The organism is Pantoea sp. OXWO6B1, from assembly GCF_001641135.1.
GTDB lineage: Bacteria > Pseudomonadota > Gammaproteobacteria > Enterobacterales > Enterobacteriaceae > Pantoea > Pantoea allii.
Window position 1 is genome coordinate 2,963,078 of record NZ_LWLR01000001.1, and the last position, 18,674, is coordinate 2,981,751.

Annotated in this window: 16 protein-coding genes; 8 read left to right on the forward strand and 8 right to left on the reverse strand. The window is 54.4% G+C overall.

What is annotated here, in order from left to right:
- Nucleotides 1-64 precede the first annotated feature (64 nt).
- Both A6A26_RS16065 and A6A26_RS16070 read left to right on the forward strand, forming a co-directional pair.
- Nucleotides 65-1,111, forward strand: a complete 1,047-nt coding sequence (locus tag A6A26_RS16065) for a GntR family transcriptional regulator (protein ID WP_082875199.1) — start codon at nucleotides 65-67, stop codon at nucleotides 1,109-1,111.
- A gap of 404 nt (nucleotides 1,112-1,515) precedes the next feature.
- A complete protein-coding gene (locus tag A6A26_RS16070) occupies nucleotides 1,516-3,384 on the forward strand; it encodes a M48 family metallopeptidase (RefSeq protein ID WP_371560335.1) in 1,869 nt (622 codons plus the stop codon).
- An 83-nt stretch (nucleotides 3,385-3,467) separates the two neighbouring features.
- Here A6A26_RS16070 and A6A26_RS16075 read toward each other — a convergent pair whose 3' ends face one another.
- Genes A6A26_RS16075 through A6A26_RS16090 form a run of 4 tightly spaced genes read right to left on the reverse strand, consistent with a single transcriptional unit; the run spans nucleotide 3,468 to nucleotide 7,868 of the window.
- Complete coding sequence (locus tag A6A26_RS16075; protein ID WP_063879661.1) at nucleotides 3,468-3,857, reverse strand: RidA family protein; 390 nt, start codon at nucleotides 3,855-3,857, stop codon at nucleotides 3,468-3,470.
- Between the two features lie 9 nt (nucleotides 3,858-3,866).
- Nucleotides 3,867-5,198 (reverse strand): NAD(P)/FAD-dependent oxidoreductase, encoded by a 1,332-nt coding sequence (locus A6A26_RS16080; protein WP_063879662.1) that lies wholly within the window; start codon nucleotides 5,196-5,198, stop codon nucleotides 3,867-3,869.
- Between the two features lie 32 nt (nucleotides 5,199-5,230).
- On the reverse strand, nucleotides 5,231-6,703 hold the full coding sequence (locus tag A6A26_RS16085) for an aldehyde dehydrogenase family protein (RefSeq protein ID WP_063879663.1): 1,473 nt from the start codon (nucleotides 6,701-6,703) through the stop codon (nucleotides 5,231-5,233).
- A gap of 34 nt (nucleotides 6,704-6,737) precedes the next feature.
- Nucleotides 6,738-7,868, reverse strand: a complete 1,131-nt coding sequence (locus A6A26_RS16090; RefSeq protein ID WP_063879664.1) for an alanine racemase — start codon at nucleotides 7,866-7,868, stop codon at nucleotides 6,738-6,740.
- A 94-nt stretch (nucleotides 7,869-7,962) separates the two neighbouring features.
- Here A6A26_RS16090 and A6A26_RS16095 point away from each other — a divergent pair, with 94 nt between their 5' ends.
- The gene (locus A6A26_RS16095) at nucleotides 7,963-8,871 is read left to right on the forward strand and encodes a LysR family transcriptional regulator (protein WP_063879665.1); all 909 of its coding nucleotides are present in this window, start codon (nucleotides 7,963-7,965) and stop codon (nucleotides 8,869-8,871) included.
- A gap of 33 nt (nucleotides 8,872-8,904) precedes the next feature.
- On the opposite strand, the gene A6A26_RS16100 is transcribed toward A6A26_RS16095, so the two are convergent.
- Complete coding sequence (locus tag A6A26_RS16100) at nucleotides 8,905-9,300, reverse strand: (R)-mandelonitrile lyase (protein ID WP_156506673.1); 396 nt, start codon at nucleotides 9,298-9,300, stop codon at nucleotides 8,905-8,907.
- Nucleotides 9,301-9,705: 405 nt separating this feature from the next.
- Here A6A26_RS16100 and A6A26_RS16105 point away from each other — a divergent pair, with 405 nt between their 5' ends.
- Genes A6A26_RS16105 through A6A26_RS16115 form a run of 3 tightly spaced genes read left to right on the forward strand, consistent with a single transcriptional unit; the run spans nucleotide 9,706 to nucleotide 11,508 of the window.
- Nucleotides 9,706-10,269 (forward strand): fasciclin domain-containing protein, encoded by a 564-nt coding sequence (locus tag A6A26_RS16105; protein WP_063879667.1) that lies wholly within the window; start codon nucleotides 9,706-9,708, stop codon nucleotides 10,267-10,269.
- A gap of 40 nt (nucleotides 10,270-10,309) precedes the next feature.
- Nucleotides 10,310-10,864, forward strand: coding sequence for an RNA polymerase sigma factor (locus A6A26_RS16110; protein WP_063879668.1), 555 nt, complete (start codon nucleotides 10,310-10,312; stop codon nucleotides 10,862-10,864).
- Nucleotides 10,861-11,508, forward strand: coding sequence for an anti-sigma factor (locus A6A26_RS16115; RefSeq protein WP_063879669.1), 648 nt, complete (start codon nucleotides 10,861-10,863; stop codon nucleotides 11,506-11,508). The genes A6A26_RS16110 and A6A26_RS16115 overlap by 4 nt, the downstream gene beginning before the upstream one ends.
- A 127-nt stretch (nucleotides 11,509-11,635) precedes the next feature.
- Here A6A26_RS16115 and A6A26_RS16120 read toward each other — a convergent pair whose 3' ends face one another.
- On the reverse strand, nucleotides 11,636-13,276 hold the full coding sequence (locus tag A6A26_RS16120; RefSeq protein ID WP_063881183.1) for a methyl-accepting chemotaxis protein: 1,641 nt from the start codon (nucleotides 13,274-13,276) through the stop codon (nucleotides 11,636-11,638).
- 886 nt (nucleotides 13,277-14,162) lie between these two features.
- On the opposite strand from A6A26_RS16120, the gene kup reads away from it, so the two are divergent.
- Nucleotides 14,163-16,031 carry a low affinity potassium transporter Kup gene (kup, locus tag A6A26_RS16125; protein ID WP_063879670.1) on the forward strand — a complete coding sequence of 623 codons (1,869 nt, stop codon included), beginning with the start codon at nucleotides 14,163-14,165 and terminating at the stop codon, nucleotides 16,029-16,031.
- Between the two features lie 601 nt (nucleotides 16,032-16,632).
- Nucleotides 16,633-17,049, forward strand: coding sequence for a GFA family protein (locus A6A26_RS16130; protein ID WP_063879671.1), 417 nt, complete (start codon nucleotides 16,633-16,635; stop codon nucleotides 17,047-17,049).
- Between the two features lie 11 nt (nucleotides 17,050-17,060).
- Here the strand turns inward: A6A26_RS16130 and A6A26_RS16135 are convergent, their stop codons facing one another.
- Both A6A26_RS16135 and hipB read right to left on the reverse strand, forming a co-directional pair.
- Nucleotides 17,061-18,176 carry a HipA domain-containing protein gene (locus A6A26_RS16135; protein ID WP_063879672.1) on the reverse strand — a complete coding sequence of 372 codons (1,116 nt, stop codon included), beginning with the start codon at nucleotides 18,174-18,176 and terminating at the stop codon, nucleotides 17,061-17,063.
- The gene (gene hipB / locus A6A26_RS16140; RefSeq protein WP_063879673.1) at nucleotides 18,176-18,415 is read right to left on the reverse strand and encodes a type II toxin-antitoxin system antitoxin HipB; all 240 of its coding nucleotides are present in this window, start codon (nucleotides 18,413-18,415) and stop codon (nucleotides 18,176-18,178) included. The genes A6A26_RS16135 and hipB overlap by 1 nt, the downstream gene beginning before the upstream one ends.
- Nucleotides 18,416-18,674 lie beyond the last annotated feature (259 nt).

An 18,674-nucleotide genomic window follows, 5' to 3' on the forward strand; every position in this document is an offset into this window, starting at 1 on the left:
TATCAGTGCTGCATCAGTGCTGCATCAGTGCTGCGCAGCGCAGGCATCGGGAGTCGTGTCAGGTATGCTAATGTGGCTGGCAGGACGGGGAACTGAAGATGACACAATGCAAAACAAGGTAAATGGGACTGACATGGACGATGCAGGTTCTGCGCGTTACGAGAGTATCCGGCAGGTTTTACTGAGAGTTTTTCAGCAGGATGGCGTGCCTGAGGGGCTGGTATTACTGGAAGGTCCCCTGGCGCAGCTGTTTGGCACCAGTCGTGTTCCCGTCCGGCGCGCGTTAAGCATGCTGCACGAAGAAGGCTGGATTGCCCGCTTTGAAGGGCGAGGCTTTATTGTTGCACGTGATAATCAGGAAGTGGAGCCTGTCCGCATTGCGCTGACGCGGGAGCTGTTCGGCCTTGAACAGCGCGATGAACTGGTTGATACCCGCAGCACGGGCGAAAAAGTGCTGGAGAACCTGCAAGGTATTCTTTCTACCGCCATGGTCTTTGGCTGCTATCAGGTTGATGAACTGGGCGCCGCGAAACACTACAACACCAGCCGCGCGGTAATACGTGAAAGCCTGATGCGCCTGCGTGACAAAGGACTGGTGGAAAAAGAGCCCTATTCTCAATGGCTGACAGGGCCGCTAACTGCGCGTGAGCTGGCCGACCATTTTGAGATCAGAGCGAACCTGGAACCTGCGGCATTATACAAAGCGGGCGACCGGCTCAGTGTGACCTGGCTTAATGAACGACTCGATAACGTCCAAAAGTACCGAGGCAAACAGCTGAACCCCGCAGAACTCGAAACGCTGGAAGAAGATCTGCATATACGCTGCCTTGAACCCGCCGGAAATAAGCTGATGATGCAAATTTTGCGGCAAAATCAGTCGCCGTTTATTGTCACCCGCATTTTTTATGATCTGCTCAAAATTCCCGTCGACAGCGCAATGCTTGATGAACACGGTCTGGTTTATGAGTTTTTGCTGAAACGAAACTGGGCGCTGGCGGCGGCCTGTATGCGAGATCATCTGGAGCGGGCGCAGGTCAGGACGTTGCAGCGTCTGAAAGTGTTGTCGGTATTACCGGTGCCTGAATTGCCGGTATTTATGGAGCGCCAGTAAAAATGAAACTGAGAGTCAGATAAACATCAGGCCGACCTGGCTCCGGCTGCCGCGTTAAATAATCTGCGCAATTATCGGGTGTAATCGTAAATTATCAGCCCAAAATCGCGTTGCCTGTAAAAATGCGGCTGTAGCGCCGCATTATCGATATAGCGATGAATCCTGCGGCAAGCCCTTCACGTGAATACACCGCGCGTTACCTGCCCGTCTTTCACCTGACGCTGCTTGTGTTAAGAAGACTTAATGTAATTGTTAGCTTATAATAACTCCGCTTTTCAATAACACTAACAAAGCTGCAGCCTGCTGAGACGGATCTCACGCCATTTTCCTTATATGTCGGGAACCCTTTTCAGTATCGCCAGATAATAAACAGCTTGTCCCTCCCACCGACAGTTAGCGAGCTTATTATTGTGAATAAATTAACGGCATTGAAAAAAGGATATGCAAAGGTCTTTTTATGGCTTTTGCTCACGCTGTTTTTAACCCCTGCTATTACGTTGACGTTTGCCAAATACGGCAGCAACGAACTCGACAAAGAATATACGCAAATCTTTATCGATGATGCGCGTGCGCAAAATCAGAATGTGGGGAAATTAACGCGCTTCCTGCAAGCTAATCCCCCATCCACTGTTTGTGGCCCTGTCGCCGACGATCTGCTCGACTATAAAAATGCCGTCTGCGGCCCGGGTTCTGAGCTGTCGCAATTTTATCTCATCGGCAAAGTCGCCCTGTGGACAATGGTTTTCAGCGGCGTCATTTTGCTGATGATTTTACTGTTTAGCGCCCTGGCCTTTAAAAGCAGACAAGGACAGTTACTCAGTCTCAGGCTCGCACGTCCCTTTCTGATGCTGGCGTGCTCGTTGCAGGTGCTGGTACAGGGCGGGATGCTGGTATGGCTGTCGTTCTGGGGCACCGCCTTTTTCACGCAAAAATACTATCCAAAGCTGGTGCTGCTGGTCGCACTGCTGGTTTTAGCGGGTATGTATTACATGATCAAAGGCATCTTTAAAAAGCTGCCGCCGGAGGACAGCATTGAAGGCGACGTGGTGACCCGTGAAGCCGCCCCTGCGCTCTGGGCGCGCGTTGATGCGCTGGCCGCGAAGGTCGGCACCACGTCACCGGATCACATCATTGCCGGAATCGATACCAACTTCTACGTGACAGAAGCCCCGCTGAGCGTGAATGATCAGCCGCTGCAGGGCCGAAAACTGTATGTGAGTATTCCCCTGCTGCGTCAGCTCAGTACCGCACAAGCGGATGGCGTCATGGTGCATGAACTGACGCACCTGCATGAAGGCGATACCGCGTCGGGTGCACTACTGGGGCCGAAGCTGCACCGGTTTGATATGTACACGCATTTGATGAGTGAGAATCTGGCAACACTTATCGTTTTCTATCCGCTCTATCTGTACCGGCTGTTTTTTGAACTGGCCTGGCAGCGCAACAGTCGTGAACGCGAATTTGTCGCGGACCGAAATGCGGCAACGCTGGTTTCCTCGTCGGCGATTATCGAATCGCTGATCAAAATCTCAGCCTATGCCAGCTATCGCTATGAGGTGGAGCGTAAGCTTTTTGAGAATAAAACGCTGTATGAGAATGAACCCGGCATCAGTCAGGCGATCGCAGCCGGTCTGCCTCACCATGTTAGTTCTTCCGATTTTGTCAGCGCGATGCGCGAACAAAACATACCGCATCCGTTTGATTCGCATCCCCCGCTGTCTGAAAGGATGCGCAACGTTAACTATTCTGTGGAAGATGCAGATTATGCCGCTATCGCCGCGACCTCACCGGCAGACAGTTGGGTCGATCTGATCCCCGTAGCCGATCAGATTGAACAACAGCTCTGGCAGAAATATGAGCGTGACTTTACGTCGCAACATGAAGAGAGCCTGGCCTGGCGTTATCAGCCAACCGGTGAAGAAGAAACGGCGCTGGTCTTAAAGTACTTCCCGGATGTGCCCTTTACGCTTAAAGATGGCTCGCAGTTGACCATTACCTGGCAGGGCATTGTGCAGCCACAGTCCACCGGGCTGCTGGAATGGGATAATGTCAAAAACATCAACGTTCTCCGTCAGTTCGGCAGAGATATTTTGTATGTGCAGCATGTCCAGCCCAATGCGCAGGGCAAAAAGCGCAGCAAAATCCGCTTACCGGGTCTGAAAAAAGAGATTGAGAACGTTAAGCACACACTCAACTATTACTGGCATCGTCACCAGACCGTGCAGGCGCTGAAGGCACAGGAACTCGCCGAAAACAGCCAGGGCACGGCGTAACCTCTCCCGTCGCTGGCGTGCCGGCGACGGGTTTATTTCCCGCCTGCAAACAGCGGTTGCCGGTCAGGTTCAGCACGAACCCGTTATCGGCCTGTCGCCGCTGTTGCTTCGACCTCCAGTAACACACCGTAGTGAAGTTCAGGAACCGGCACGATGGCTCTGGCGGGTTTCCACGCGCCAAGCCATTGTGCATACAACGTATTAAATTCCGCCCAACGTTCGACATCGACCAGATAGACTCTCACCATCACCAGATGGTGCTTGTCCAGGCTTTCCTGCTGCAGGCAGGCCTCCAGATTAGCCATTACCTGCAAAGCCTGCTCGGCAAACGACGCGGTGCTGAGCATTTCGCCCGCTGACGTAACCGGCAACAGGCCGGAGATAAACATCATCCCCGACGCCAGAGCATAATGTGAATAGTGGCCCGGATGCGGTTTGTCGTGGATATCGCGCGCGTGTATCACTGGTTGCATCTTTCCTCCTTACATCATGCCCGGCTTTTTCATGCTGCTCCCGTCACGGAAACGGGAATAGCGGAACGCGGCAGGATCGACAATCGGTGCGTCTCCGGTCACCAGGTCCGCCGTCAAACGTCCCGCACCGGGACCAATGCCAAATCCATGACCGCTGTAGCCGGACGAGAGGATAAGTCCCGGAAGCTGCGGCACGGTTGAGATGACCGGAATGTCGTCCGGCATACAGTCAATCACGCCGCCCCAGGCCTGGCTGACACGAAGCGACGCCAGCGCCGGAAACTCGTTGCCGATGGCCGCCAGCCCCTTTTCGACGACGCCGTCAGAGACCTGCGGGTCCAGTACACGGGTTTTCTCGAAGGGTGAAACGCCCTCCATGGACCAGCTCGCCCGCGACTCTGGGCCCGTTAAGAAGGACGCCAGTCGGATTTTGGTTTGAAGATTTAAGCGGCGAGCTTTGTATAGCGGGAAAAACTCGCGGGCATAGCGTAATCCCTGAAAGCCCGGTTCCAGTCGTCCGGTTCCCGACAGCGCAATGGTATATCCGCCGTCCAGTCGTGGACGACAGGCAAAAGCATCCGTGTAAAAAGGCATGGTGATGAGTTGCTCTACGGGACAGGTACGAAATGCACTGCCAATCACGTTACCGGCCGGTAGATCGATGCCGTGACGGCGACAAAACAGCGATGTCCAGGCACCGGCGGCGCACACTACGCTGGCGGTTTTTATCAGCCCGCGTTCTGTGATCACCCCACTGACGCGCCCTGCCGAAATATCCAGGCCGCGCACCGCACAGCGCTGAAACAGGAGTGCGCCCTTTTTCACGGCGGCTTCCATCAACCCCGGCGCGGCTAACGCCGGATCGGCGTGACCATCATCAGGTGAATGTACCCCGCCATTCCAGGCAGTGGTACTGCCCGGCGTCATGGCTTTGGCCTCGGCGGCACTGAGCATCCGACTGCGAATACCGTACTGCTTCGCCATTTTTCCCCAGTTATCCCAGTTGCGGATATCTTTTTCCGTCCGTGTGGCATAGACCAGCCCGCTGGCACGAAACCCCACGTCCATGCCAATTTCGTCACTCAGCGCATGCCAGCGTTGCAGGGCATGCATAATGAGCGGAATTTCCCGTTCGTCGCGGTTAAGCTGACGGCACCAGCCCCAGTTACGGCTTGACTGCTCTGCCCCGACCAGGCCCTTTTCGATCACGGCAACCCGATAGCCTTTTTGCGTCAGTTCCCAGCAGGTGGCTGCCCCTGCAATTCCTGCACCGATAATCACCACATCCACCGAATCGGGGAAATGGATACTGTCCTGAACAAGTCTGAGCGGTGCGGGCATAGTCGGTGCTCTCCAGCGAAGGTGTTAGCTGATTAAAAATCGATTAATACACTTTTGTAGCGCTGGCAGGACTCAAAGGCCTGCCTGCCAAGATCCTTGCCAAAACCGGACCCCTGGAAGCCCCCGGTTGGGATGATAAAGTCCCAGGTCCGACGATAACGATTAATCCAGACCGTGCCGCTATCCAGCGCTTTCATCAACCGCATCGCACGCGGCATGTTCAGAGTATGCACGCCAGCACACAGGCCAAAGACATTGTGCTGCGCCAGTGCAAGGGCTTCTTCTTCATCGCTAAACGTCTGAATGGTCAGCACCGGTCCGAAGATCTCCTGCTGATTCGCGACGTTATCCTGACTGACACCGGATAACAGCGTCGGTTGCCAGAACCAGCCCTGCGCGGTATTTTCGTAACGTTGACCGCCCGCCAGAATGCTCGCCCCCTGTGCCACGGACTGCGCGATAATCGCCGCCACTTTTTCACCCTGTCGCTGGTCGATAAGCGGACAGTAACGGGTCGATGCCTGCCAGGTCATACCGGGCACGGGTTTCTTGCACAAGGCAATCAGTTTTTCGATCACCGCTTCTGCTATGCCTTTCTGGATGATCAGGCGCGTGCCTGAGACGCAGGCCTGGCCAGCATTCACGGTGAAGCCCAGAAACAGACGCTCGGCTATCTCGTTGGCATCGCCTGCATCATCAAACACCAGTTGGGGACTTTTTCCACCCAGCTCCAGCGTCACCGGTTTGGTGCCGTGCAGCGCGGCCTGGCTCATGATTGCGGCGCCGGTCGCAGTGGACCCCGTAAAAGACACTTTTCTTACCTGCGGATGCGTGACCAGTGCATTACCCGTAACCTGCCCGCCGCCCTGAATCACGTTGAGCACGCCTGCCGGAATGCCCGCCTGCACCGCCAGCTCAGCCAGACGTGCGGTAGAAAACGGCGTCAGCTCAGAGGGTTTCAGCACTACCGCATTGCCTGCCGCCAGGGCCGGACCGCACTTCCATGAGGCCATCGACAGCGGGAAATTCCACGGCGTAATCGCACCGATCACCCCATAGGGTTCCGGCACCAGCATTCCCAGGCTGCTGCTCTGGGTGGGAAAAACATCGCCACTGTATTTATCTGCGCATTCTGCATAAAAGCGCAGGGCCGCCGCAGTAAACGGCACTTCAATATTGCGGGTGTCCGTGATCGGACGCGTGGAACCGACCGCTTCGAGTTGCGCCAGGTAATCTCTGTCGCCGTCGATTAAATCTGCCCAGCGGGAAATCGCCGCTCCCCGTTCCCGTGGTGAACAGCTTGACCAGCCGCTGCTGATGCGCTTTTCATCCGCAATAGTCACCGCATCAGCCACTGTAGCGGCGTCCGCCTCGTTGATGTCGGCATAATGCTGACCATCAGAGGGACGTTTGATACCCAGCGTGCGGCCGGATGCAGAAACGAACTGGCCGTTGATAAAGTGGCCGGTAGAAAGACGGACCTTATCTGGATCAAAATCTGACATGATGTCCTCGCACAATGAATGAAAAAACACCCGGCTACCAGCCCACAACCCGTTGCCAGACTTGATGCTCGCCGTTCCGGGTGTCGATCACCTGGTAATGCGTATGCATCGCGGCGGTCGCACAGGCATGATTGGGCAGCACGCGCAGCACGGTGCCGAGCGGGAAGTCTGCCGTCGAATAATCACCGTAATGTGGCAGCGCAATAATCCCGTGTTCCTGATTCGTGGTCGTCAGGAGCAGCCCCAACGGGCAACCTTCGTCGTCGCACACCAGCCCATAACCGTAATCGGTGTGCTGAGCGGCGGTGCCGCGATCGCGTGACATGGCCATCCAGCCTGCATCGACGAAGATCCAGCCTTTATCGTGATTGTGCCCGATCACCGTGGTGACGACGGAAAGCGCGATATCGTCGCGGGTGCAAACGCCCAGGTTATGCATAAAGAGATCAAAGGTGGAAAATACCCCGGCTCTGACTTCAGTCACGCCCTGCAGGTCATGGGCCGCATGCGCCGTCGGTGTGGAGCCTACGCTGACCACCGGGCACGGAATCCCGGCGGCACGAATATGATTTGCTGCCGTGACAGCAGCCTGACACTCTTCCTGTGCGGCAAGGATAATCTCCTCCTGCGACCGGCAGTGGTAAGACTCACCGGCGTGCGTCATCACACCTTCCACCACCATCCCGGCCTGGTGCAAATGACGGGCAATCGCCGTCAGCGCCGCGTCAGCAGGTTGAATTCCCCCGCGATGGCCGTCGCAGTCAATCTCGATAAACACGGAAAAGATCACCTGATGTTGTAAGCCGTAGTCGCTGACGGCCTGTGCCTGCGCCATGCTGTCCAGCAACACATGCACCTGTTTCCCGTTGCGGCGCAGGGCGGCAACGCGGGGTAACTTACCGGGCGCAATGCCCACCGCATAAAGCACATTGCTATAGCCGGCGGCGGTAAAGGCCTCGGCTTCGGCCAGGGTAGAAACGGTGGCAGGCGAAGACAGATCCTGCAGCAAACAGGGGGCCGCCTGGAGGGTACGAAGTGTTTTGAGATGCGGGCGAATCTGACAGTGCTGTCCTTCAATCCGCTGGTATAACCGATTGATATTGCGTTCGAACTTAACTTTATCTAACAGGAGATAAGGTGTCGTCAGGGTTAAATGATTGAGCATCGTCGGCATTCCTGTAGAGGTTTAGTTGATGCTCTCATCGTTTAAATCTGTTTAAAATGCGGTCATGCCCAATTAATGATTAGGTTTGAACCTAATGATCAACAGTGAAGATTTACGTTTTTTTCAGGTCATCGCCTCACATCAAACCCTTGCCGCTGCCGCACGCTATCTGGACATCACCCCGCCCTCGGTGACGCAGCGTCTGCAAAGCATTGAAAATAAAATTGGGGTTAAGCTGATTCTGCGCCCGGCAAAACGCATCATCCTGACCGATGAAGGCGAAGCCTTGCTTGAGCGGGCGCGCGTGATTTTGCATGAGATAGACCAGTTGCAGGACGTGATTGACCAGACGCGAAACCGTATCAGCGGTACGCTGAGAGTGCTGGCCCCGCTGGGCTTTGGCTCTGAATATATTGCGCCCTTACTGGCCGATTACGCGGACAGCCACGAGGATCTCAGTATCGATCTGACGCTCTCCGATAACCCCGACTGGATGCAGGCCGATAAGTGGGATGTGGTGATCTATATTGGTCATCTGCGTGACTCAACGCTTTACAGCACGTGGCTCGCCGCCAATCCGCGTATTCTCTGCGCCTCGCCCGCTTACCTGCAGCACTATGGCACACCGACACATCCTGATGCGCTTCATCGCCACCACTGTCTGGTGATCAGGGAGAATGCCGAGGATGTCACGCGCTGGATATTTACCCATAACGGTGACGAAACCATCGTCAGAATTACGCCGCGCCTGGCCAGCAACGATGGCCGCATCATCAAAAAATGGGCGCTGGGCGGGAAAGGGATCATGGTGCGTTCGGCCTGGGATATCCGCAGTGAGATTCGTCAGGGGTTGCTTATCCCCCTGCTGCCCGCGTTCACCCTGCCGGCGGCGGATATCGTCGCCCTGACCAGCCTGCAGGAGAAAAAACGGCTTCCCCGCACCCAGGGCTTTATCGAATTAATGAAAAAAACCTTCAGCTCGCCGCAGTGGGAAGCCGGGTAGGTTTTCTCTCATCCCCCTGCCGCCAGCGGTGGCTCAGGATAAAAATTCTGCCTCTGTGACTTTCTCAAGCCAGGTCACCGGACTGCCGTTAAGGGATTCGGCAATCGCAATATGTGTCATAGCGGTGTTGGCAGTCGCCCCGTGCCAGTGACGGACGTCTTGCGGTATCCACACCATATCGCCCTGATTGATTGTGTGCTTCTCTTCACCTTCACACTGAATCCAGCCCTGACCGGCGGTGACTATCAACGTCTGGCCCAGGGGATGCGTGTGCCATGCCGTCCGGGCACCTGGCTCAAAGGTGACGGTAGCGCCCCCGACCCGGGCCGGTGAGGTTGTGCTGAACGGAGCGTCAATGCGGACCTGACCGGTGAAATACGCCTCAGGTCCTTTGGCTGAGGGAACGGATGCATTTTTGATGATTTTCATGATGGCCTTACCTCTGATGAATGGAATCGATACAGTTTATGCGTGAAAAACAGGAATACCCTTCTCGCTTTTTCACAGACGAGACCTCAGGTGCTGAAAGAGAAGGTTAACGCGCTGATTGGTTTTAGCGCGCCGCTGCAATACTGCGTCTTCCCCCTTGGCGCTGAGCCATGCAATACGGGAACGTGAAGAACCGATGGGAGCAGGTCTTCTGTCGCCCACCACCCGACCTGTCGCGCCCATGCGGGCAGGAGAACGCCGGTTGAAAAGGCCAGGCTTTGCGACTGAGTGTGATAACAACGCGCCACGTTGAAAAAAATTATTTTTTTTCTGCATCCAGTTTGTATCCCGCTCTCGTATATCTCATTGAAAGCCACTTACTCCACGCTCTAATGAGGATTTACGATGAAAAAGCTAATTGCTGTTACCGTTGTATCAAGTGCATTGCTGTTTACCACCGCATCCATGGCCGCTATGACCTCGGATTCTGTTATGGTGGGCGGCGCGGCTATGTTCCCTCAGAAAAATATTGTTGAGAACGCGGTCAATTCCAAAGATCACACCACCTTAGTGGCGGCGGTTAAAGCGGCCGGTTTGGTTGATACCTTAGAAGGTAAAGGCCCTTTTACCGTGTTTGCCCCCACTAACGCGGCGTTTGCTAAGCTGCCAGCTGGCACCGTGGACAATCTGTTGAAGCCAGAAAATAAGGCCATGCTGACCAGCGTACTGACCTATCACGTGGTTGCAGGTAAGTATGATATGAAGGCGCTGGAAGCCAAAATTAAACAAGGCGGCGGTCATGCTGAGTTGAAAACCGTTAACGGTCAGCCGTTGTGGATCATGAATAATGGGCCCCATAACATCCAGCTGAAAGACGGTCAGGGCAACGTAGCCAATATCAGCACCTATGACGTCAACCAAAAAAATGGCGTGATAGATGTGATTGATACCGTATTAATGCCGAAGTAATTATTTATACTCGAACGGAAACAGATCATCCGGGACGCTTATGGACAAGGTGCAGGCAGTGGAGCAGGTAAAACTAATGAAGGCAGTCGTCGACGGCGATCGCCGGGCATTTGAACACCTTTACCGGCTGACATCGCCACACCTTTTTGCCATCGCGTTGCGCATGTTGCAGCACCGCCCCTGGGCAGAGGAGGTGCTGCATGATTGCTATATCACCATCTGGAGCAAGGCGGAAACCTATAATGCTGAGCTGAGCTCCCCGTTGACCTGGATGACCCATATTGTCCGTAATCGCTGTATTGACTGGCTACGCAGCGGACAGGCGCGTATGGCCAGTTCGGAAGAGGCGCATAATGATGCGCTTCTGGTTGCTGAACATGACGAACTGCATAACAGACAGGATGATGCACAAGCCGCTCGCTTACAGCGCTGTCTGGGAAACCTCAGCAGTGAGCAGCGTCAGAGCATTACGCTTGCCTACTATCAGGGCATGTCTCACAGCGATATTGCTCACTGGCTCCAGCAGCCGGTCGGATCGGTAAAAAGCTGGATCCGCCGGGCGATGGCGCACCTTCGGGAGTGTGTCGGACTATGAATAAACAACACCAACGTGACGATGCACTCTCTGCTGAATATGCGCTTGGTACGCTACGCGGTGGCGCGCGATTACGTTTTCAGAAGCGCCTGCAGACCGAGCCTGGACTCGCTGAACAGGTCGCCAACTGGCAAAACCTGCTGTCCGGGCTGGATCTTCACGTCATGCCGCAGGTGCCACCGGCGTATGTCTGGAAGAAAATTGCGTTAAGTCTGCCGGCCAGGAAAAGGCCCCGCGCTGCTCGCGCCTATATTGGCTGGATGGTTGCCGCCGCCCTTGCCGCCCTGACGCTGGTGTCTTATCAGGCCATCAAGGCCCCAGAATTTACGCCGCTTACCGTGATGAATGACGCCCAGCACCAGGGGCAATGGGTCGTCAGTGCAGACAAGACGCTCACACAATTGCGCGTCACGCCGTTGCAGCCCGCGACGGTAGCCGCCAACAACAGCCTGCAACTGTGGCTGATTCCTGCCGGTCATCAGCCGGTTTCTCTGGGACTGCTCCACGCGCGGGACACCACCGAGCTTAAACTCGCAGGACGTGATGCGGTAAAAAACGGGGTTATTGCGATTAGCCTTGAACCGGAGGGCGGTTCACCAACAGGTCAGCCCACCGGTCCGGTGCTCTACAGTGGCAAAATATAATATCGAAATGCGATACGACACGTGATGCAGACCCTGGGCATATTCGAGTGAAAAAAATCCCCTTTCGAGCCTTATAGCGCCCCCTGGGTGGTCACTATCAGTGCGACCGCCCTGGGCGACATCCACTCTAAAAGCGTTGCCAGTTATCTTCCTGCTTAGCATAGGCCGCACGAGCCTGAACAAAGGCCGGAGAAATGGCGGCAGGGCTGGCCTGGACAACCGGCGCGTGCTCCGCCAGCACAAATGCTGCGACAAGTTCGTTCAGGGCCGTGGCCTGATCCATCAGTGAGCGAGAGGCCGACGAGGCTTCCTCCACCAGCGCCGCATTCTGCTGTGTCACATCATCCATCTGATTGACCGCCTGATGCACCTGACCAATACCGAGTGACTGCTCCTGAGACGCGACGGCAATTTCATCCACAAGATCGGTCACCTGACGGATCGCCTCATTCATGCGCCCCATATTCTCACCCACCTGCTCCGCCTGATTCACTCCGGTTTGCACATAACGCATGGAGGATTCGATAAGCTCTTTAATTTCGCGCGCCGAAGCCGAAGATCGCTGCGCCAGATTGCGAACTTCTCCGGCTACGACCGCGAATCCCCGTCCCTGCTCACCTGCCCGCGCCGCTTCTACGGCGGCATTGAGCGCCAGAATATTGGTCTGGAAAGCCACGCCTTCTATCAGGGTGATTATGGCGGTGATCTTTTCAGAGCTGTGTTTAATGTCAGTCATGGTGCCGAGCATCGTATGGACTTTCGTGGAGCTGTCATCGGAAATTTCACGGGCGTTTTTCGACAGTTGACTGGCAAGTCGGGTGTTTTCTGCCGTCTGACGGACGGTTTCACTCAGCTCTGACATGCTGGCGGCCGTTTGTTCCAGCGAAGCCGCCTGCTGCTCGGTGCGGGAAGAGAGATCTTCATTGCCCGCGGAAATTTGCGAGGAGGCTGAACTGACCGAATGGGCCGACCGTTCAACCGATGAAAGCGAGTTCGCGACATTCCCGATAAGATGATTAAAGGCTTTAGCCGTCAGACCAATTTCATCCTTGCGCGAATCATCGGCACGCAGCGTAAGATCAAGCCGCTCACTGGCGCGTTCCATGGCCGATCGCATACCGTTAAGGTTTTTACGGATGCCCAGAATCGTCCTGATGGAAAAAGCCCCGAGCAACAGGATAATCGCGACTGAACCGGCAATTAACGACCAGAGTGTTTGCCGGTAAACCCGGTTATTCTCTTTTTCAAATACCGCGCCGACCTCTACATTGAGCTGGAGTTGTTTCTGATAACTTTCAATTAAATCACGAATAGTCTGACCGACGCCGCTATTTCCCTGCAAATCCACCAGGGCGGTATCATTATGTGTCCGCGAATTTGTCAGAAAAGCCGGCAGGCGCGCTTCCATTTGTTTAATCAGCGCTAAGGCATTTTCACTGAGCTTCGTATCCTGATCGTTAGTGGTTTCGTTCTTGAGATAAAATTCAGTCAGTGCTTTAAGCGCTTCAATACGCGTGAATATTTCCTTTTCAAATTCGGCCTGTTTATCAATGACTTTCGCGCTTTGATGCCGATAGAGCGCTACGTTAAGTCGGTTACTGCCGTTAACCATTTTATCCAGGTCAACAATCGAGGGCAGTGTGTTGGTTTGCACGTACTGGAAGCGCGACTGAAAGCCGCCTAATACCATGATGACGATCACAACCATAGCAATCATTGATGCTGAGAGTAATGAAAACGTCAGGAAAAGCCGCTGAGTAATAGTCATGTAAATTTCCCAAAATAATAGGTTCGCCAGTCTGTACACCGTACTGAATGACATTCGCTATTCAGGTATCGACAGCGCGGGAATAAGCATTAATGCGCCAAATGATCATTGCGGGGAATAACGGAGATAGTGGGTATAATCGGGATAAAAAGTATTAGTGCGTTGAATGTATAAAGAAATTGACAACCTTATCTTATCTAAAAACAATAAAAATAATTAATGGATAGATCAAAGTGGAATTTATCATTGTTGATGGCGGAATACGCTTTTTAAAAAAAGCATGTGACGTTAATGCATGAAAGTTCGGTTAAGGGTAGTTAAATCTCGTTCCTGACGACGTGCAGAGGGATGATATCTTTGCCAACATCTTTGAAATAAATTAACCGCATAAAATGACGAGCGAATTAATCATTAGTAAGGACTATTTTTAAAATATTTTCATTTTTTGTGTCACGTCTTCCAAAAAACCGGTTACCTGCTTCTGTGATATTGCTTACATGCAGACAGTGGGTGTCAGTCAGGATGACGCTGTTCTGCGTCAGCCCGGTAGTGCCCTTTGGCAACTTATCTGGCTTGCTTCATCTCGCGCATTGCGCGGCCCTGATGTGGTGAAGCCGTCGGGAATTTGCCTTAGTGCATCATTATTTTACAGGCCGTTTTAGGCTGTAACGGAATAACCCGGTCAAGGGCGCAAAAGAAGTGATGAGTTAATCGACAACCGTGTAAAAATGCCGTAAAAAAAAGGCACAAACCTGTAAAAATGTAGTTCATAACTTCACCACCTACTCCCTAACGCACGCTAAACCGCGTAATCTCATCCTCACCTCTGACCGGGTTAATGGCCCGGCGGACGTTGGTGATTACGCGAAGCAAAACAGGATATTAAATGGCGCAGTCTGAAAAGCAGTCCCTGCCTGCAGGTATGTTGGCGGCAGCGGGGATCGTATTTGGTGATATCGGTACCAGCCCGCTCTATACCTTAAAAGAGTGTCTTTCTATTCTTCCCTCTGGGGCGGTGACAGAAGAAGCCGTGATGGGTTTTCTGTCCCTGATATTCTGGGGACTGACGCTGATTGTGACGGTTAAATACGTCATTTTTATCATGCGCGCAGACCATGATGGCGAAGGCGGAATACTGACGCTAATGTCGCTGGCCCGACAAAATGTTGGCGCACGGCTCAGTCGCATTATCGTCCTTGCTGGCCTGACGGGCGGGGCCTTTTTTTACGGTGACGGCATTATTACTCCCGCTATTTCTGTGCTTTCCGCGGTTGAGGGGATTGAAGTGGTGGCCCCGGCCCTGGATCGTTATATCGTGCCGCTGTCCGTGGTGATCCTGACGTTGCTGTTTGTGATTCAAAAGCACGGTACTGAACGCGTCAGCCGCATCTTTGGGCCAATCATGCTGGTGTGGTTTATTACCCTGGCAGTCCTTGGGGTACGCGGCATTGTTATGAATCCCCACGTTTTACATGCGCTTAATCCGGCGTTTGCCCTGACCTTTTTACTCAATCATGAAGCCCTGTCCTTTGCTGCCTTAGGGATGGTGGTGCTGGCCGTTACCGGGGCTGAAGCCCTGTATGCGGATATGGGACATTTAGGCAAAACCCCTATCCGCCTCGCCTGGCTGATCATTACCCTGCCCGCACTGGTGCTGAACTATTTTGGTCAGGGTGCGCTGGTGCTGGCCGACCCCAGCGCAGTCAAAAATCCGTTTTATATCCTGGCCCCGGTCTGGGCACAGATTCCCCTGATTGTGCTGTCAACGCTGGCCACGGTTATCGCTGCCCAGTCGATTATCAGCGGCGTGTATACGCTGACGCATCAGGCTATCCGCCAGGGCTTTCTGCCGCCGATGCGCGTGATATTTACGTCTGCTACAGAATCGGGGCAGATTTATATTCCGGTCGTAAACTGGCTTCTGTTTGCGGCTGTTACGGTGGTAATCCTGGCTTTCCGTCAGTCTTCGGCGCTCTCTTCTGCTTACGGTATTGTGGTGACGGGAACCATGGTGCTGACGGCCTGCCTGGCCGGTATTGTTGCCTTTAAAAACTGGAAGTGGCCATTACCTGTTGCGCTGTTTTTCCTGCTCTGCATGTTGTTAATCGATGTACCGCTGTTTGCGGCAAACCTGATGAAGCTGCTGTCGGGAGGTTGGGTGCCGGTGCTGCTGGCGATGACGATGCTGGTGCTGATGCTTATCTGGAGCAGTGAACGCTCCCGGCTTATCCGCCGTCTCACCGACGATCCTGTGAGGCTGAAAGCGTTAATCAGCTCTCTGGAAGCCTCTCCGCCCATGCGCGTGGGGGGAACAGCCATCTTCCTGACGCGCAAAGAGTATGAAATCCCGCAGGCCCTGCTGCATAACCTGAAACACAACCGGGTGCTGCACGAGCGTACCGTGTTACTGCACATCAAAACGGTCGATCTGCCCCGCGTGCACAATCAGAAACGCATCGCGCTGCGCCAGCTGTCGCCTTCGTTCTGGCAGGTTACCGCCGCGTACGGCTGGCATGAACGCCCGTCAATGAAAGATGTGTTGCACCTTTGCGGGCTGGAAGGATTTGGCTGTACCTTGAATGAAGCGTCGTTTTTTACCTCTCACGACACGCTGGTAATGAAAAAACGTCGCGGCCTGGCCCATGCTAAAGGGGCGATATTCCACTTCTTCCAGCGTAATGCATTACGCGCGCATGAACAGTTCAGGATACCGGCCAATCGGGTGATTGAACTGGGTGGGCAAAAAGAGTTCTGATAAGGGATTGCGGCAGAGTCCCTGAGGGGCTTTGCCGCTTTCCGCTTGCGTGATGAATCTTAACTGCCAGCGCACCGCGTTCAACCCTCTGCTGCCAGCCCACAATCCTTCGCTGCGCCTCGTCAGGCTTTTTTCAAACTCGCTGGCTTCACTCTGCGTCAGCCGCATGTGCGCAGGCTGTGCGACGTCAGCCCAGGGACAGGCTTGCTCTTCTCGTGGCTAAAAAACCTTTCGTTGCTCTGGCGTTCACTTTCTGCTGAGTTCGCCTGTTTTAGCGCAGCGCCATAATGCCGTGCAGCCATCTCTGTTTCTTGTCATCGGGAAGCCGTGGGTTATTGCCCATCAGGCCGGACTGACACACGGCGAGCATCCTGTTTGGGGACGGCACAAGCGGCTCATGAGTCATCAGCGTGCTGACGCCTTTCACCCTGACGGGCACGTCATGCTAAAGAAAATCGCTGCACGCTTCGGGCGACATGCTGGTGTCTTTGACGTTAACCCTTCACAATACCCTTACCAGTTCACCCTGTTTTGTTAATGCCACTAACATTTCATCCCTGTCGCGCGACGCAAGGTTGCAGGATGAAAAAAGGAGCAAGCCATGTCTGATGCTACATCGGGTCAGTGCCACTGCGGCGCTGTTGCGTTCAACGTTGAACTGCTGGATGGCCTGAAAACCGCCCGGCGCTGTAACTGTTCGTTTTGTCGTATGCGCGGTGCGGTCGTGGTATTCGCCCCCGTCTCCGGGCTTGAGGTGGTTAAAGGTAAGGATAAGCTTAGCGAGTATCGGTTTAATACGGGTGAGGCGGTTCATTACTTTTGCTCTGTCTGCGGCATTTACACCTTTCACCAGAGCCGTTCCAACCCTGAACAGTACGGCGTGAATGCCGCCTGTCTGGCGGGGGTTTCTCCTTTCGATTTTGCCTCCGTTCCTGTGACAGATGGTAATCATCATCCCAAAGATGGCGGTAAAGGCGGTGTGGCCGGTTATCTCCACTATGTGGCAGAAAAGCCCTGACGGTCAGTCCGTCAAAGCCAGTCAGGCTGGCGTACCCTTTCCAGCATGATCATCGCATGGCTGAACACCGCGTCAGCCATCGCCAGAGGATAATCGTCAGGCAGGTTGTCGCGCAGCTTAACGATCGCAGCCGGTAAACCCGCAATAAAGGCCGTCAGTATCTGCTGCATCTTCGCCTGGCTTAATCCGACGCTGCCCGCGCTGGCGACAAAATGCGCTGGCCAGATCGCGTCAATGTGATGCCGTTTCCCCTCAGGGCCGGGCACGCCCATCGCCAGCTGAAAATCTTGCCTGTCTGTCCTGCGCAGTGAAAGCCCGGGACAGGCAGACAGGATCGGGCTAAAGGGGGCCAGTCGGAAACTGCCGCCACGGGCGATGAGTATCCTGATCTGTTTAGCGTGCCCGCCGGTAGCTCCAGTCAGCCACTGAAAAACCAGATAGCGCATCAGCTCCTCACGGTCTTTCATGGCGCAGCTCGACCCCATCAGCAAGGCCATCACATCCTGAAGCCCCGGTCCACCCTGCTGTTCATAACGGCTTGACGCCGGTAATCCCAGCGCCTGGCACACATCCTCTTCAGGAAGATAATAAAGATGTTTTCCGTCACGGCTCCAGCGGCGATCGTAGCTTTCGATGCGTAATTTCCGGCGGCCATCCTCATGAAACAGCCTGGCATCCGCTACCGGGAGCCTTAGCTCGCGGGCAAGGGCCATACACAGAAAGGCATTGTCGATATCAGACTGCTGTGCCTCGTCTGCAGCGCTGACCACGCGGTAGGTCGCGTTATCCGGCGCAAGGGGTTGCTGCTTCACCGGCAGCAGCGTGATCGCGCCGGGCAGTTGGTGTCCCACTTTTTGCAACAGTGCAAAGACATCGCAGGATTTTATCGGGTGCTCAGCGTAAATATCGCTTTTAATCAACGTGCTGGGTGAGAGAAGGTTTTCGAAAAAGTAAGCCACCTTCGCAGAATGTATCGCAGCATGCTGCAAGGGCAATGAAAGCGACAGCGGCCTGGCAAGCGGGTGCCTGAGCCACTCCTCGTCATACTGGAAACGGAGTGCGCCGCTGTGATGCAGCGTCAGCGTGCCCGTCCGCGCCCCGTTCATCCAGGCAATCAGCTTCGCCATTACCAGGCATCCTCAGATGAGGCTGACGCGGGTGGATTCCCCTGAAGCACGACGGCAAGATTCAGCGCCTGCAAGATTTTGAACAGGGTAGCCAGCGACGTCGTCTCCGGGTTGTTTTCGAAGTGGGACAAGGTTGCCTGTTTAAGGCCCACGGTCTTCGCCAGTTCAGCCTGCGTCAAGCCATCTTGTTGACGCAATAGCTTTACCTGGTTCGCCAACTGCCTGGGGCTGTAGATCATGTGGCACGCTCCGTAATAAGTGAGTTTTATCCCCGCCAGAGGATATTATCAGACTAACTGCAACATAACCTGAAAAGCAAAAATATCCCCTACAGCGGATATTTGAGAGAAAGCATCGCCCCGTTTTCTCCGCACGCGTTTCTCTCTGAGGGTAACGTATTACAGTACAGAGCAGGACAGGCAGGATTTGCTCGCCGGGCGGCGCGCTGACCATAATCCGTTTATCGATACCGCGACATATCGCCAGCTGGCGGGATGT

What these genes read in the sequence shown, in the direction of transcription:
- A6A26_RS16065 (WP_082875199.1), top strand. Translation starts at nt 65, where the DNA reads ATGCTAATGTGGCTGGCAGGACGGGGAACTGAAGATGACACAATGCAA.
- A6A26_RS16075 (WP_063879661.1), bottom strand. Translation starts at nt 3,857, where the DNA reads ATGCAACCAGTGATACACGCGCGCGATATCCACGACAAACCGCATCCG.
- A6A26_RS16080 (WP_063879662.1), bottom strand. Translation starts at nt 5,198, where the DNA reads ATGCCCGCACCGCTCAGACTTGTTCAGGACAGTATCCATTTCCCCGAT.
- A6A26_RS16085 (WP_063879663.1), bottom strand. Translation starts at nt 6,703, where the DNA reads ATGTCAGATTTTGATCCAGATAAGGTCCGTCTTTCTACCGGCCACTTT.
- A6A26_RS16090 (WP_063879664.1), bottom strand. Translation starts at nt 7,868, where the DNA reads ATGCTCAATCATTTAACCCTGACGACACCTTATCTCCTGTTAGATAAA.
- A6A26_RS16095 (WP_063879665.1), top strand. Translation starts at nt 7,963, where the DNA reads ATGATCAACAGTGAAGATTTACGTTTTTTTCAGGTCATCGCCTCACAT.
- A6A26_RS16100 (WP_156506673.1), bottom strand. Translation starts at nt 9,300, where the DNA reads ATGAAAATCATCAAAAATGCATCCGTTCCCTCAGCCAAAGGACCTGAG.
- A6A26_RS16105 (WP_063879667.1), top strand. Translation starts at nt 9,706, where the DNA reads ATGAAAAAGCTAATTGCTGTTACCGTTGTATCAAGTGCATTGCTGTTT.
- A6A26_RS16110 (WP_063879668.1), top strand. Translation starts at nt 10,310, where the DNA reads ATGGACAAGGTGCAGGCAGTGGAGCAGGTAAAACTAATGAAGGCAGTC.
- A6A26_RS16115 (WP_063879669.1), top strand. Translation starts at nt 10,861, where the DNA reads ATGAATAAACAACACCAACGTGACGATGCACTCTCTGCTGAATATGCG.
- A6A26_RS16120 (WP_063881183.1), bottom strand. Translation starts at nt 13,276, where the DNA reads ATGACTATTACTCAGCGGCTTTTCCTGACGTTTTCATTACTCTCAGCA.
- kup (WP_063879670.1), top strand. Translation starts at nt 14,163, where the DNA reads ATGGCGCAGTCTGAAAAGCAGTCCCTGCCTGCAGGTATGTTGGCGGCA.
- A6A26_RS16130 (WP_063879671.1), top strand. Translation starts at nt 16,633, where the DNA reads ATGTCTGATGCTACATCGGGTCAGTGCCACTGCGGCGCTGTTGCGTTC.
- A6A26_RS16135 (WP_063879672.1), bottom strand. Translation starts at nt 18,176, where the DNA reads ATGGCGAAGCTGATTGCCTGGATGAACGGGGCGCGGACGGGCACGCTG.
- hipB (WP_063879673.1), bottom strand. Translation starts at nt 18,415, where the DNA reads ATGATCTACAGCCCCAGGCAGTTGGCGAACCAGGTAAAGCTATTGCGT.